The sequence below is a fragment of the Thioclava nitratireducens genome, from assembly GCF_001940525.2.
GTDB classification, from domain to species: Bacteria; Pseudomonadota; Alphaproteobacteria; order Rhodobacterales; family Rhodobacteraceae; genus Thioclava; species Thioclava nitratireducens.
Window position 1 is genome coordinate 164,842 of the sequence record NZ_CP019438.1, and the last position, 13,099, is coordinate 177,940.

A 13,099-nucleotide genomic window follows, 5' to 3' on the forward strand; every position below is an offset into this window, starting at 1 on the left:
TTGGAGGCACCATATGCGCCTGACCAGTTTCACAGATTTCGGACTCCGAGCGCTGATGCGGATGGCCAGCGGGCCGGAGCGTGCCTTCTCGACAGCCGAGATCGCCGATGAATTCGGTATCTCTCGCCACCACCTGAATAAAGTCATTCAGCGCCTGGCCCGGCACGGCTTCGTGACCACGCGGCGCGGGACCGGTGGCGGCGCAATGCTCGGCCGTCCCGCCCACGAGATTGTTCTTGGAGACCTCGTGCGGCTTCTCGAGCAGGACCAGGCCATTGTCGAATGTTTTTTGCCTGACGGCGCGTGCTGCATTACCCCCGTCTGCGGCTTGAAGGGCAGACTCCGCGCCGCAGAGACCGCGTTTTTGGCAGAACTCGATCGTTCGACGCTGGCAGACATCGCCTTGCCGGCCACTGTTTCATCTGCGGTCTGAAAGGAGATAGCGATGCGTAACGTGTCTTTCACCACTGAGGGTTTTACTGTCGACGCAGAACTCGTTGGACGCGCTTTCGGCCTCCCACCAGCCGATGTTCTCGCGAAACTCCGCGACGGCGAGGTCACAAGCAGATGCGAGGCCGGTGTCGACGACGATGCCGGCCGATGGCGGCTGACCTTCTACTTTGGCGGTCGCGCTCTACGCCTCGTTGTCGATAAGAACGGCACGATCCTGTCACGCGGCACCTTTCCCTCACACGCACCCGTTGCGGCTCCGCGCGACCTCGCAACGACACATTCGAAGTCCTGACCAGCAATTTCCCGCGGGAAAGAAGCACGACGATCTGCCCCTCCCTCCCCCGCAAGCTCCGCTTCTTGTTGCCGGCGGCGAGTTGTCTAGCGTGACACCCTGCTGAAGGCGCGCTCCGCCATCAGACGCGCCTTGTTCAGGACGCGCGCGAATAGCGCACCCCCTCGGGCACGTGCTGATCGAAAACCGAAGCGATTATCCGTGTTAACGGGCGACCTTCCGGTGCAATGGCGATACGCTTTCCCGTCAGCCTTGCGAATGGCGCGAAGCGCGTGGCCATTTCCGTCAGGCACGGTAGCAGCTTCTGGGCATCGGTGCCGAACTCCTGGCTCAAATCGTCAAGATCCACTGCGAACCGACACATCAACTCCTCGATCGCCCGAGCGCGCAACTGGTCTTCGGGGCTTAACTGGTAGCCACGAGCGCCCGGAAAAACACCGGTTGCAATCCGCTGCTGATAAGCCGCGGTTGCGGGCGCATTCTGGATATAACCTTCCGAAAAGCGCGAAATCGACGATGCCCCAAGCCCTATGAGAGTGCTGCATGTGTCGGTCGTGTATCCTTGGAAATTGCGACGCAGCCGTCCGGCTTCGAGCGCCGCCGTCAGAGTGTCGCCGGGGTGCGCGAAATGGTCGATGCCGATAGCTGTGAGGCCAGCCGCGACAAACAGTTCTCCGGCGCGCGTGGCGAGGTGGTAGCGCGCCAGATCGTCCGGCAGCGCGTCTTCGTCGATCAGCTTTTGCCGTTTTGAAACCCAAGGCACATGCGCGTAACCAAAGAGCGCAACGCGGTCCGGCGTAAAGGTGAGAACCTTTTCGATCGTATCTTCGATGCGTGCGAGGCTCTGGTGCGGGAGGCCATAGACCAGATCGGTGTTGAGAGAGGCGATGCCGGCTGCACGCAAGTCTTCGACGCACGCGCGTGTGGTTTCGAACGGTTGCAGGCGACCGATGGCTTTTTGGACTTCGGGATCGAAATCCTGAATGCCGATCGACGCGCGGTTCATGCCCTCGGAGGCGAGAGCTTCGATCTTCGCGCGATCGACCATGGTCGGGTCAATCTCCACCGAGAACTCGAACTCCTGAGCTGGTGGAAACACACGGCGTATCGATGCCGAGAGACGATGAATCAATTCCGGCGGCAGGATGGTAGGCGTTCCGCCACCCCAGTGAAGGCGGCCCATTTTCAGGCCGTTCGGTATGATGGCGCGCACCATTTCGAGCTCTGCCTCAAGCGCCTCGATATAGCTTTCCACCGGGCCAAGGGTTCTCGTGCCTTGTGTGTGACAGGCGCAGAACCAGCAAAGACGCTCGCAAAACGGGATGTGCATGTAGACTGACACAGGCTCGCTCGGGTCCAACCGTTCAAGCGCATGGCGTTGAAAGGACGCGCCTGTGTCGGGCGCAAAGGCCGCCGCAGTCGGGTAGGACGTGTAACGCGGCACGCGCGCATCGAAGAGGCCAAGGGCCCGAAGTGTTTCTGTGTGTTCCATGCCCTCTTATCAGACAGACAGAAGCGGGCTTCTTTGCTGTGGCTCAAACTAAATTTGCGACGACGCAGCCGGTGGCCGCACAGGTCCCCTCGTTCGACCGTGAAATTGACAGAAGGGCATCGAGTCATCTTGTGTGCGGTAATTGGTATTTACAATGCGCATTCAAATAGTGCAGGGAGAGATCATGGCGACGAAGGTTGAAGCCGATTGAGTCGTGACGGGCCGAAGGCTCTTGCAAAGGTCTTGCTGAATGACGGATCAAACCCGAACTGCATTGGACGATTTGCCCGGCGATCTTTTGATGTGGGTTCTCATTATCAGCGAATTGCTGGTTTTCGGGGCGGGGTTGATCGTTTTCTTGTCGGTGCGGATCACGGATCCGACGGGCTTTGCCGAGGCGCAGAATGCGCTGGACCGGACTGCCGCTGCGACCAACACGATTATCTTGCTGACGAGCGGCTTTTTCGCTGCCCTGGCGTTGAATCTAAGGCAATCGCGCAGGCGTGGCGGCGCACGCGTTTCTCTTGTGTGTGCCGCTTTGCTCGGCGCGGCATTTCTCTGGATCAAGGGCGCCGAATTCGCGTCCAAGGCGGCGCAAGGCATTGTCTGGGACACGCATCCTTTCTTCAATTTCTACTTCCTGCTGACCGGATTTCACGCCGCGCATGTCGCAGCCGGCGTCATCCTGCTGCTGCTGGTGGCGTGGCGCGATCATGTGGGAAATATCGAGGATGCGACCGCGTTCTGGCACATGGTCGATCTGATCTGGGTGCTGCTCTTTCCAGTGGTCTATCTCCTGCAATGACACGCCGGTCCCTCTATATCGCGCTTGGCACGCTTGTTCTCCTCACCCTTGGCTCGTCCTTGCTTTCATTCTCGGGGGTCTGGGCCAAGTGGCCAGTGGCGGCAGCGGTGGTCGTGATGGCACTTGCCTGGCAAAAGGCGCGGATCATCCTCGGAAAATATCTGGGATTGGTGCAGGCGCCCGCTTGGCAGCGCGGCTTCGATGTGGCGCTGACAGGCGTGTGCCTCCTGTTGCTGGCGCTCTATCTCGCGCCACTGGGGCTATAGGGAACCCGCTGGTCTGTTCGGTAACGACTATCGAGCCTGCATATGCAACGCTCGCTTGATGCGCTCTGCTCCTCGAACAACCTGATGTGAGCCGGTCCGAATGGACAACCCCCGTTGCGCGAATTTCGCGACGAGAGGTGCGGGCATCAGGCCGTCGCTGCCATGGCGATCCGACGATACCCAGCTTCGCCGTGATAGAAGCCGTTACTTAATCCTACCTCCCCGCAAAGGGTGGCTAGGCGCGCAAGTAATTCAAATACCCATTGTAAGCCACGACAATTCGCCCCACCTCTTCCGCCGATGACGGCCTGCGCGTGTTGATGCGCCTCGCAGGGAGCCCGGACCAGACCGTCGCCAGGGACGAGGTGCTAAAGGGTTTCGTGTCTTCTGGCTACGGTCCGAAAACGTAACCCCTGCACCCTCTTGGGCATCAAGGATTCAGCCAAAGGCGGGCGGTCGGGAAGACCAGATTCGCGGACGCTTGCCATCCGGATCGAAATGCTCCGCCCGTAATTTGCGAGATTGCGAAGTTCATGGGCATCCTACACTCACCGCAATAGGTATTTACAATGCTTATTTTGCGGAGATAGCATGAGCCTCAAGTTCAAATTCTCGGGGGTTCCCATGTCACCTGCTGATCTACAGATCATATCCGCGCGCCCCGAAACGACCGCTGCGATTATGGCGCAAACGGGTTTGGACGAGGATAAACTGACCCGGTTGGTGCATCGCTTCTACGACAAGGTGCGTGCTGACGCGGTTCCCGGGCCGATCTTCGCCTCCAGGATTTCGGACTGGGGGCCGCATTTGCAGCGGATGGTGGAGTTCTGGTCCTCGGTCGCACTCATGACCGGTCGTTTTCACGGCGCCCCGATGCAGGCCATGCGTCCTTGCCAGTGGAATGGGATCATTTCGAACGCTGGCTGATGCTGTTCCGCGAGACCGCGACAGAGACCTGTCCCCGGGAGGGGGCCGCCCATGTCATCGAACGCGCCGAGCGGATAGCGCGCTCGCTGCATATGGCGGTCGAGAGCGCCACGCCTCGAACCGTCCCCTCTTTGCTCTGACCAAAGGATACCAACATGACGAGACCGCTACCCCCCACAAGATTCTGCCAGCCTCACCCGCTACATCGAGGCAGAGTATCACGCCAAGCATCGCTCTCAATTGCCTGAACTGGCGACGCTCTCGGAAAAGGTGGAAACCGTTCATGCCGGGCAGGCAGATGTCCCTGCCGGGCTGTCCGTGCTACTGCACCGGATGATCGGCGAGCTCGAAGTCCACATGAAGAAGGAGGAGCTGGTTCTGTTTCCCGCCATCCGCAACGCGGCACCGAGGCTGGACGGGCCGATCGCTACGATGCGCGCGGATCACGACGACCATGAGGCGGAGGTCGAACAGATCCGGCAATTGACAAACGATCTGACATTGCCGGACGGTGCATGCCAAAGCTGGACGCGGCTCTATGCCGGGGTCGGTGAATTTCTTGAAGACCTAGCAGCCCATATCCGGCTGGAAAACGACGTGTTATTCCCGCAATTCGAAACCCAAGGCGCAGGCCATGTCTGAGATGCATCGTCCCAACCCGACCAAGAATCTCGTGGAGCGGCGTCATGCCTTGGCGCCGAAGACTGAGGACGCCTTCCGCGCATTTTCGAAAACGGTGTTCACTGAAGGGGCGCTCGATGCGCGCAGCAAGCAGCTTATCGCCGTGGCCGTCGCGCACGTAACGCAGTGCCCATGGTGCATCGAGAGCCATGTCAAAGCCGCCCGGCGTGCGGGCGCCTCGGACGAACAGGTCATGGAAGCGATTTGGGTCGCCGCGGAAATGCGCGCCGGCGCCTCTTGGACCCATGCTCTGAAAGCAGTTGAGATGATCGGCGACACGGACAAGCCGGACAGCTGATGCCGTCAGCAAGCCCCCCCACCTCCGAAGCTCCTGGCGAGCTTATCCGCGTCAAGCGGATCTATCGCGCGGCACGCGTGTCAGATGGCAAGCGGATATTGGTCGATCGTCTCTGGCCGCGCGGCATGGCGAAGGACCGCGCCAGACTGTTTCACTGGTGCAAGGAGACCGCGCCGAGCGACGAATTGCGGCGCTGGTTCCACGAGCACCCTGATAGGTGGCAGGAGTTCACCACGCGTTATGAGGCGGAACTTGCCGCTCATGACGATTTGGTCCGCGAGCTCGCCGGATATGCACGCGAGAACGTCGTTACGCTACTTTATGCTTCAAAGGACGAGGCACATAATAACGCCGTCGTGTTACGCGATTACCTGCGCCAATGGTTATAGAACGGGAGGAGCAAGCATGACGGACCAGCCAATAAACCCGCTGCACACACCGCTTTGCGACCTGCTGGGGTGCGCCCAGCCAGTTCTGCTGGCCGGGATGGGCGGCGTTTCCCGCTGGGAACTGGCCGCCGCCGTGGCCAATGCGGGCGGTTACGGGATTTTGGGCATGGTGCGCGAAGACCCAGCCCTGATCGCCGCAGAGGTTACTGCGCTGCGGGACGCGACTGACCGACCTTTTGCCGTCAACTTGATCCCCGCGGCGACCGAACCAGCGCTGCTCGATGCGCAGATCGCCTGCTGTCTCGATCTTGGCGTGCCGGCCTTCAGCTTTTTCTGGGACGTGATGCCTGACGTGGTGGCCCGCGTGAAACGTGCCGGTTGCCTTGTTCTGCATCAGGTCGGCACGGTCGAGGCCGCGCGGATCGCCGAAGAGGCCGGAGCGGATGTGATCATCGCGCAGGGCGTCGAGGCGGGCGGTCACGTGCATGGACGACACCCGGCTTTCGGGCTGGCCGAGCAAATCCTTGCGCAGACCGACCTGCCGGTCGTCGTCTCCGGAGGGATCGCAACGGGCGAGGGCCTCGCCGCCGCGTTGACCATCGGCGCCGATGGCGTGCAATGCGGCACGGCCTTTCTGGCGACCGAGGAATCCTTCGCTCATCCCTATCACAAATCCCGAATCACGGAGGCCACCGGCGACCACACGGTTCTGACCGATGTTTTCGTTCTGAATTGGCCCAAGGGCGCTGCGGTGCGGGTGATCGCCAATAGCGTGACCGAGAGCCTGGACGGACATTACCTCGGCCACGACCCTGACAGTCTTCCGCGCGAGGCCATCGCCCGCGACGGCGAGCAGCCGCGCCTGCGCTTCAGCACGGATTCGCCGCTGCGAACCACGACCGGCGACTTGGAGGCGATGGCACTCTATGCGGGTCAGGGTGTGGGTGCGCTCAACGATGTCCCCACGGCCGCCGCACGTCTGGACGGCATGGTCGCGCAGGCCCGTCATCTCTTGGAACACCCGTTTTGACGTGCTTTTAAGTCGAAGCCGTGAACGACGAATTTAAGAGCTCAGCTGCCAAGGTTGCTTTTGCTCACCACCTCGCTTTGCGCGCCGGTCAGAGAACTGGCGCGACTGCTTCCCGCGTGGATGGTCGTCTAACGATCAGTTATGGACCCTCGGTCGCGGCATGAAGCCTCTGACAGACATACTCGGTTCGATCGACCAAAGGGCGGACGAAACCTTGCCGGAAGGAGTTTTTTCGATCCCGCGAAAGCACTACGCAGCGAGCCCGAACGCGAGGTGACCGATCGGGAATGTTCCAGCAGGATACCGAACGCGAGCGACAGGCCGCTGGGAAAGGACAAGAGCGGAAATTGATCGCAGATCAAGGCGCCACAAGGCCAACCATCAAACTCTGGACCATCGGATCAACAAGCGCTTTGTTGCGATCCTCGCGGATCACGATCCACGCCGGCAATTCGAACACTGGCGCACCGGGCACCGGGAACAGGGCGCCGCTATCGATCTGGTGTTCGACCAGACGCCGGGGAAAATAGCCGCTGCCGCCATTGAGCTTGAGATATTGAAGGCCGAGCCAGGCGATGTTGGCCGAGAGTGCAGGACCGGGAAACTCCGGAAAGCCAGCGCGGAACTGATTGTCGAATTCCGGGCCCCACTCGACATGGATATAGCCGTCAGGCTGCATGCTAGCGGTCGGTTCGGTAGAGACGAGCACCAGCTGTTCAGTAAGCAATGGCAGGAGCTCGAGCATCGGACGGCGCTGCGGGGTGAACATGACTCCGATATCCATCCGCCCGTCGACCAGCGCCTGCATCAGTTCAGGCTCGAAGCCGATTTCGGAATGAAACGAAACCCGGGGATGGGACCGCTGGATATTGGCGAACCACTGCATCATCAGCCCTTCCCACAGGCCGAAGCGCGCCCCGATGACGACACGCGCGCGGAATTGTCCAGGCAGGCCGACGTCGTGCCGCGCGCGTTCGAGGGCTCGCACCATCTGCGCTGCATGCTTCAAGAACCGGCCACCGCCCGCAGTCAGTGCCGCGCCGGCCTTGTTGCGAGTGAAAAGCCTGGTGCCTAACTGATCTTCGAGTGCCCGGATACGGGCGCTCACGGTTGACTGGGTGACGTGAAGCCTTTCGGCGGCCGCTACGAAGCTGCCGGTATCAGCCACGGCAAGGAAAGTTCGGGCATGTTCAATGTTCATAGAGGCCCCATGCATCGTGTTTTCGAATATCATATCGCATTTATATTCGCTTCCCCAATATGATGAATCGCGCGACACTTGAACCCGCGCATCTCGCGGACAACCGGAAGATCACCGGCATATGAATTAGACGAGCTTACCGGGCCGGAGGGGTTTCCGGCAGTCGACAGCCTCTCGTGGATCGCGTCTGGCCGCAATGCGTGGCGTGAGAGAAGTTGCCGGGGCCTGACGAGTCCGAAATCTGCGCCGAGCCTCGAACTCCGCCGCAGGCTCCGACACGCCCCGGACCGGTGGGCAGCCTTCGAAGCCGCGAATTGGTCAGAATTCGCCGCCCGCCCGACCCGCGTTGTGGATCTATGCGACTGACGTCGCGCTGAAAGAGTGTCTCGAAAGGAGGTTCGTAAGGCCATGAGAAACAGCGATTTGAACGGAGCGAACAGCGTGACGGGGAGCGAACCCGCCGCGCCGAAGGAGGAGAGCAATGACGGGCGAAGGCCGTGCCCGACCCCGGGAGAGTGTCGCCTCATGGCTGGGCTCGGGCTTTCGTTGGCCGGAATCACCCTCTTCACCTTCGGCGACACGGGCATTGCGGGGCCATGGGCGCACAGCGCTGGGATCAGCGCGCTAACCACTGGCCTGCTGCTGTGGGGAGTGGGTGCCATTCGACGCACGCTCGAACTGTGAGGCCGGCTCTCACTCAAGGCACCGCGTATTTCATCCGCTGTGCTGACCGCATCAGCAAACAGCCGTTCGAGAGATCCCAGCGTGATGGAAGACAACGACGGGCGCGGCATCGGGATATTCTCGTCTCCGCCCTCATTCGCGGTGGAGTTCGCACCAGATTAGTGCGCCCCGCCGACGTCAGTCCCGAATAGCCGCGTGCGTCCCGGGACGTCGACCGACGATCATGAGAACGAAACAGTGGACTCGAGTGACATGGAAAATGGAATGAGTTTCGAAATGGTGATCGGTTGGCTTTTCGGCCTTCTAATTCTGGTATTGGTGGTTTTGACCATAGCAGCGCTGATCAAATGTCTACAGAAATAACGAAGAAGCCCCTAGCAAAAGCTCCGTGTTTCATAGCGGTGCTCTTTATATCCGTGATGTGGAATAGGTGGCCTGATCGAGAACGAAATATCTTCCACGGGACTTAACCTCGACCATCGATTAGACTCCGACCCAACCTTGATGTCCATCAGATGCTCATCTCTCCACCTACGCCCGCAATGATAGCAGCAGGTTGGTGGGAAGGCAGTTCATCCCATTAGCCCTTGGCAAACTACGCGTTATGATCGAGCGTACAATCGAGACGATCGCGAATCCAGCATTTCGCGCAGCTTGTACTTCTCTGGAATATCTAACGTCGAACACTACAGAGTTCCTGGGCGTTGTTGCACAAAGGGGCGAGGGATTCACCTCGCGAATCCAATGTAGTAGCCGGAAGGTATGAGCAGACCTCCGAAGACGACCTACAAGACCACCAACTGGCAAAACTACAATCAGGCGCTGAGGCAGCGCGGATCACTGACCGTTTGGTTCGATCCCTCGATGCATTGGGAAGCCATTCCGTCGGGGCGTCGCGGCCGTCAGCAGGCCTATAGCGACGCTGCGATCCAGGCCTGCCTCACCCTCAAGACACTCCTCGGGCTGCCGCTCCGCCAAGCGACCGGTTTCGTGGCGAGCCTGCTCGAACTGTCCGGGCTCGGCTGGTCCGTGCCGGACTTCAGCACTCTGTCACGTCGCCAGAAGACCTTGAACGTGACGATCCCGTATCGCGGTTCCAAGGGGCCGCTGCATCTGCTCGTGGACAGCACCGGCATCAAGGTGGAAGGCGAAGGCGAGTGGCACACGCGCAAGCATGGCGGCTCGAAACGAAGGGTCTGGCGCAAGCTCCACCTCGGGATCGATGAGGAAACGCTGGAGATCCGGGCAGTCGAGGTCACCTCCAGCAATGTCGGCGACGCGCCGATGCCGCCGGACCTGCTTGCCCAGCTGCCCCCGGATCAGGAGATTGCCACCGTTACAGCAGACGGTGCCTACGACACGCGCGCCTGCCACGACGCCATCGCTGACCGCGGTGCGGCAGCAATCATTCCGCCCCGCCGCAACGCGAGACCCTGGAAGCCGGACACGGCAGGAGCCCGAGCGCGCAACGAGATACTGCGGACGTCAAAGCATCTTGGCCGGGCGCTGTGGCGGAACTGGAGCGGCTACCACCGACGTAGCAGAGTGGAAACGAAAATGAACTGCGTAAAGCTACTCGGACAGAAGCTGATGTCCCGCGACTTCGACCGCCAGGTTGCCGAAGTTCAGATCCGTGCGGCGGTAATGAACCGCTTCACTGCCCTCGGCATCCCGGTCACCGTGGCACTGGGATAAGTGTGTCCGGAGAAAGGGGAACTGCGGTCATCATCTGATTTGTGCAACAGCGCCGAGTTCCTGACCTGCCACTGAACTTTCATCCAGCCGCGACCGGAGCCCGGTTGGTGTGATCTGATCCCCGGAAACTGGACCGTTTGAAGCTGGAGTTTTCCGCTACGCTTCCTTGGCTGGAAGAGGAGTGGAGTCGCATGAAGGCGAGCAAATTTTCGGACGCGCAGAAAGCGTTCATTTTGAAGCAAGGCGAGGAAGGCACGCCGGTCGCGGAGATCTGTCGGAAGGCAGGGATCAGCCAGGCGACCTACTTCAGTTGGAAGAAGAAATACGCGGGCCTTCTGCCTGACGAGATGCGACGACTGAAGCAGCTCGAGGATGAGAACGCCAGGTTGAAGAAGATCGTCGCGGACCTGACGCTGGATCGGGAGATGTTGCAAGACGTCATCCGCCGAAAGCTCTGAAGCCTGATCGCAAGCGCGAACTGGTTCGCGGGATGTGTAGCGATTGGGCGGTCTCGATCCGAAAGGCCTGTGGGGCTATGGGGTTCGACCGTTCGACGTTCCACTACAAGTCTCGCCGCGCCGATCAGGCTGCTGTCGCCAAGCGGATCCGGGAGATCTGTGAAACGCGCGTGCGGTATGGCTACCGGCGCGTTCACGTCCTGCTCGAACGTGAGGGCTGAAACATCAACATCAAGAAAGTCTATCGGATTTACAGGGAGTTGGGATTGCAACTCAGGAACAAGACGCCGAAGCGCCGTGTGAAGGCCAAGCTGCGTGACGACCGCGCCGAGGCGGTCGGCCCGAACGACGTCTGGGCAATGGACTTTGTTCACGATCAGCTTGCGACAGGCAAGAAGCTGAGGGTTCTGACAGTCATCGACACCTTCTCACGGCTCAAGTGCCAGTGCTCGATGTCCGGTTCAGCTACCGCGGCGAGGATGTGGTCGCAACGCTGGACCGGGTGTGCCGACAGACAGGCTATCCGAAGACTATCCGAGTCGATCAGGGCACCGAGTTCGTGTCTCGCGACATGGACCTCTGGCCTATCAGCGTGGCGTGACCCTCGACTTCTCGCGCCCCGGCAAGCCGACCGACAATGCATTCATCGAAGCGTTCAACGGCCGGTTCCGGACCGAGTGCTTGAACCAGCATTGGTTCCTCACCCTTGCGGATGCGACCGAAAAGTTGGAGGCTTGGCGTAGATACTACAATGAGGAACGGCCACACGGCGCGATCGGGAACAAGGCTCCGATCACGCTGACGAAATCAGGGGGCGTCACCAGCCCGTCACCCTGAGCAAAGCCGGGAAACTCTGCCTAAGGGCGGTAGAGCTCTGGGGGTGCGGATCAAGTTGGGTCGGACTCTAATCGATGGTGGAGGAAAAATCCCGTGGCAGGTCATTCCTCATCAAGGCGAACGACTGCGGCAATCTTTGTCAACGAACAACTCAGCTAAGCTCAATTCACTTGCATGAAAGCCGGGAATCAACGCTACCGTCGCCCGCTACCGCACGACAATTGGACCATTAAAAAACGCCGCGCTCCGCAAGTTTGGACCGCTGTTGATCCCGCTGATACCAAGATGGCTCGCTGCGTTCCGTAGGAGGGCCTACCAGAGCGCTTGCAAGTCTTTTTAGCGATGACAACCGGACAACACGCCCGTCAGATCGACGACATATAGCTGACGTTCGCCCTCGTGGACGGAGTCGATGCAGACCGATCCTCCGTCAGGATGCCAGCGCGGATGCAGGTCGCAGCGGTTCTCCTTGCCTAGCGTTGGGTCGGTCCGCAGCTTTGCTACGTCGACACGCTGCCGCGTCGCAAGGTGGTAGAGGAACAGCTTGCGAATGTTAGTGTTTTTGTCCGGGTAGGTGTCCGAGATCATCCAGGCCTGATCGGGAGAATAGGTCATGTGACCGTTCTCGGTGAGCACCGGCGCCCCCACCACCTCGGCCTCGCCAGTTTCGACATCATAGAGATGGTAGTGGATCTCGCCCGCGTGCGGCCCCCAGACCATGATGTGCCGGTCATCACGCCAGGTAGGGTGCGAGATTTGATATTCCGACATCTCGTAGTCGAAGGTGTCAAGCGCATGGGGGTCGTGCGCGTTCTCCAAGTGCGGAATAGGGTGATCGCTGCATTCCAGCAGTTTCAGCCCGGTTCCGTCCGAGTTGACCACCAGCAGTCGGTGCAGCCAGCAGGTCTCGTCCTCGACCCGTCGGGTCCAGCGATGCAGAAAGAGCACCCGGTCCCCGGCTGGGTTAATTTCGAGATGCGTGGCCCAATGGATCGCGCCTTCCATCGAAGCCACCGGCTGGAACGCCTTCAGGTCGGCAAGGCTGAGCAGCAGCCGCGACTCGCCGCCCGGCAACTCCATCCGGCGAATGCCGTCATCGGTCGGCGCAAGCTCGAGCTCCGGTGCGGGTCCAACGGGCACATAGCCGATCGTGGGATGGGTCGCGGTGAATCGCATGTAATCGACGCAGATGGCATAACTGCTGTCAGGCGCGACCACGTAGACGGGATCAGGCAGGTCGATGACGGTGCCATCGTCGATATCGCAAATACGCGCCTGCAGGCCCGGATAGGCCCCGGCGGCGTCACTACTGCGGCGGTTGAAGATCACCTTGCGGCCCGGTAGGCCCTCCAGCCATTGCAGCTGGGTGCCCATCTGCCAGTTCCAAGCCGTCGTGGTATCGACCGTGTGAAACTTCTCGCCGTCGGCAAGGTCGAAATACCCCACCTCAGCAACGTCCTCCGCGGCCAGATCCCAGGCCATGCGCGGCACCTGAAGCGCTAGCATCCGCTGACCTTCACGGTCCCAGATACTCTTGTTATAGTAGCCGAAGAAATGATGGTCAGAACTCTGACCAACCTTATGCACAGGG

13 protein-coding genes and 1 pseudogene are annotated in these 13,099 nt (G+C 60.4%); 11 read left to right on the top strand and 3 right to left on the bottom strand.

Translation table 11 applies throughout. The annotated features are described in order from the left end of the window. Positions 1 to 13 precede the first annotated feature (13 nt). Together BMG03_RS19630 and BMG03_RS19635 are read left to right on the top strand one after the other, a co-directional pair. Positions 14 to 433, top strand: coding sequence for an Rrf2 family transcriptional regulator (locus BMG03_RS19630; RefSeq protein ID WP_075777625.1), 420 nt, complete (start codon positions 14 to 16; stop codon positions 431 to 433). Between the two features lie 12 nt (positions 434 to 445). Beyond that, entirely contained in the window at positions 446 to 745 is a 300-nt protein-coding gene (locus BMG03_RS19635) for a DUF6522 family protein (protein ID WP_075777624.1), read from the top strand. 136 nt (positions 746 to 881) lie between these two features. Here BMG03_RS19635 and hemN read toward each other — a convergent pair whose 3' ends face one another. Next, complete coding sequence (gene hemN / locus BMG03_RS19640; protein WP_077701426.1) at positions 882 to 2,237, bottom strand: oxygen-independent coproporphyrinogen III oxidase; 1,356 nt, start codon at positions 2,235 to 2,237, stop codon at positions 882 to 884. 250 nt (positions 2,238 to 2,487) lie between these two features. Here hemN and BMG03_RS19645 point away from each other — a divergent pair, with 250 nt between their 5' ends. The 7 genes from BMG03_RS19645 to BMG03_RS19675 all read left to right on the top strand — a co-directional run bounded on the left by BMG03_RS19645 (position 2,488) and on the right by BMG03_RS19675 (position 6,633). Then, positions 2,488 to 3,042, top strand: a complete 555-nt coding sequence (locus BMG03_RS19645) for a cytochrome c oxidase subunit 3 (RefSeq protein ID WP_075777676.1) — start codon at positions 2,488 to 2,490, stop codon at positions 3,040 to 3,042. Continuing rightward, the gene (locus BMG03_RS19650) at positions 3,039 to 3,308 is read left to right on the top strand and encodes a hypothetical protein (protein ID WP_075777677.1); all 270 of its coding nucleotides are present in this window, start codon (positions 3,039 to 3,041) and stop codon (positions 3,306 to 3,308) included. Before BMG03_RS19645 ends, BMG03_RS19650 begins: the two co-directional genes overlap by 4 nt. A gap of 591 nt (positions 3,309 to 3,899) precedes the next feature. Next, on the top strand, positions 3,900 to 4,235 hold the full coding sequence (locus tag BMG03_RS19655) for a group III truncated hemoglobin (protein WP_240497756.1): 336 nt from the start codon (positions 3,900 to 3,902) through the stop codon (positions 4,233 to 4,235). A 240-nt stretch (positions 4,236 to 4,475) separates the two neighbouring features. Beyond that, complete coding sequence (locus BMG03_RS19660; protein ID WP_240497757.1) at positions 4,476 to 4,877, top strand: hemerythrin domain-containing protein; 402 nt, start codon at positions 4,476 to 4,478, stop codon at positions 4,875 to 4,877. Then, positions 4,870 to 5,214, top strand: a complete 345-nt coding sequence (locus BMG03_RS19665; protein ID WP_075777506.1) for a carboxymuconolactone decarboxylase family protein — start codon at positions 4,870 to 4,872, stop codon at positions 5,212 to 5,214. The genes BMG03_RS19660 and BMG03_RS19665 overlap by 8 nt, the downstream gene beginning before the upstream one ends. Then, positions 5,214 to 5,603 (top strand): DUF488 domain-containing protein, encoded by a 390-nt coding sequence (locus tag BMG03_RS19670; RefSeq protein WP_075777505.1) that lies wholly within the window; start codon positions 5,214 to 5,216, stop codon positions 5,601 to 5,603. Before BMG03_RS19665 ends, BMG03_RS19670 begins: the two co-directional genes overlap by 1 nt. A 16-nt stretch (positions 5,604 to 5,619) precedes the next feature. Continuing rightward, positions 5,620 to 6,633: an NAD(P)H-dependent flavin oxidoreductase gene (locus BMG03_RS19675; RefSeq protein ID WP_075777504.1), complete on the top strand. Its 1,014-nt coding sequence runs from the start codon at positions 5,620 to 5,622 to the stop codon at positions 6,631 to 6,633. Between the two features lie 358 nt (positions 6,634 to 6,991). Here BMG03_RS19675 and BMG03_RS19680 read toward each other — a convergent pair whose 3' ends face one another. Next, positions 6,992 to 7,834, bottom strand: a complete 843-nt coding sequence (locus BMG03_RS19680) for a LysR family transcriptional regulator (RefSeq protein ID WP_075777511.1) — start codon at positions 7,832 to 7,834, stop codon at positions 6,992 to 6,994. Between the two features lie 1,446 nt (positions 7,835 to 9,280). On the opposite strand from BMG03_RS19680, the gene BMG03_RS19685 reads away from it, so the two are divergent. Next, positions 9,281 to 10,213, top strand: coding sequence for an IS5 family transposase (locus BMG03_RS19685; protein ID WP_075777502.1), 933 nt, complete (start codon positions 9,281 to 9,283; stop codon positions 10,211 to 10,213). A gap of 191 nt (positions 10,214 to 10,404) precedes the next feature. Then, positions 10,405 to 11,508: pseudogene (locus BMG03_RS19690) on the top strand (IS3 family transposase). 336 nt (positions 11,509 to 11,844) lie between these two features. Here BMG03_RS19690 and BMG03_RS19695 read toward each other — a convergent pair. After that, positions 11,845 to 13,095: a TolB-like translocation protein gene (locus BMG03_RS19695; RefSeq protein WP_244271039.1), complete on the bottom strand. Its 1,251-nt coding sequence runs from the start codon at positions 13,093 to 13,095 to the stop codon at positions 11,845 to 11,847. Positions 13,096 to 13,099: the final 4 nt, after the last annotated feature.

Excerpts from the sequence above, each read along its gene's own strand:
- BMG03_RS19630 (WP_075777625.1), top strand. The coding sequence starts at position 14 with ATGCGCCTGACCAGTTTCACAGATTTCGGACTCCGAGCGCTGATGCGG.
- BMG03_RS19635 (WP_075777624.1), top strand. The coding sequence starts at position 446 with ATGCGTAACGTGTCTTTCACCACTGAGGGTTTTACTGTCGACGCAGAA.
- hemN (WP_077701426.1), bottom strand. The coding sequence starts at position 2,237 with ATGGAACACACAGAAACACTTCGGGCCCTTGGCCTCTTCGATGCGCGC.
- BMG03_RS19645 (WP_075777676.1), top strand. The coding sequence starts at position 2,488 with ATGACGGATCAAACCCGAACTGCATTGGACGATTTGCCCGGCGATCTT.
- BMG03_RS19650 (WP_075777677.1), top strand. The coding sequence starts at position 3,039 with ATGACACGCCGGTCCCTCTATATCGCGCTTGGCACGCTTGTTCTCCTC.
- BMG03_RS19655 (WP_240497756.1), top strand. The coding sequence starts at position 3,900 with ATGAGCCTCAAGTTCAAATTCTCGGGGGTTCCCATGTCACCTGCTGAT.
- BMG03_RS19665 (WP_075777506.1), top strand. The coding sequence starts at position 4,870 with ATGTCTGAGATGCATCGTCCCAACCCGACCAAGAATCTCGTGGAGCGG.
- BMG03_RS19670 (WP_075777505.1), top strand. The coding sequence starts at position 5,214 with ATGCCGTCAGCAAGCCCCCCCACCTCCGAAGCTCCTGGCGAGCTTATC.
- BMG03_RS19675 (WP_075777504.1), top strand. The coding sequence starts at position 5,620 with ATGACGGACCAGCCAATAAACCCGCTGCACACACCGCTTTGCGACCTG.
- BMG03_RS19680 (WP_075777511.1), bottom strand. The coding sequence starts at position 7,834 with ATGAACATTGAACATGCCCGAACTTTCCTTGCCGTGGCTGATACCGGC.
- BMG03_RS19685 (WP_075777502.1), top strand. The coding sequence starts at position 9,281 with ATGAGCAGACCTCCGAAGACGACCTACAAGACCACCAACTGGCAAAAC.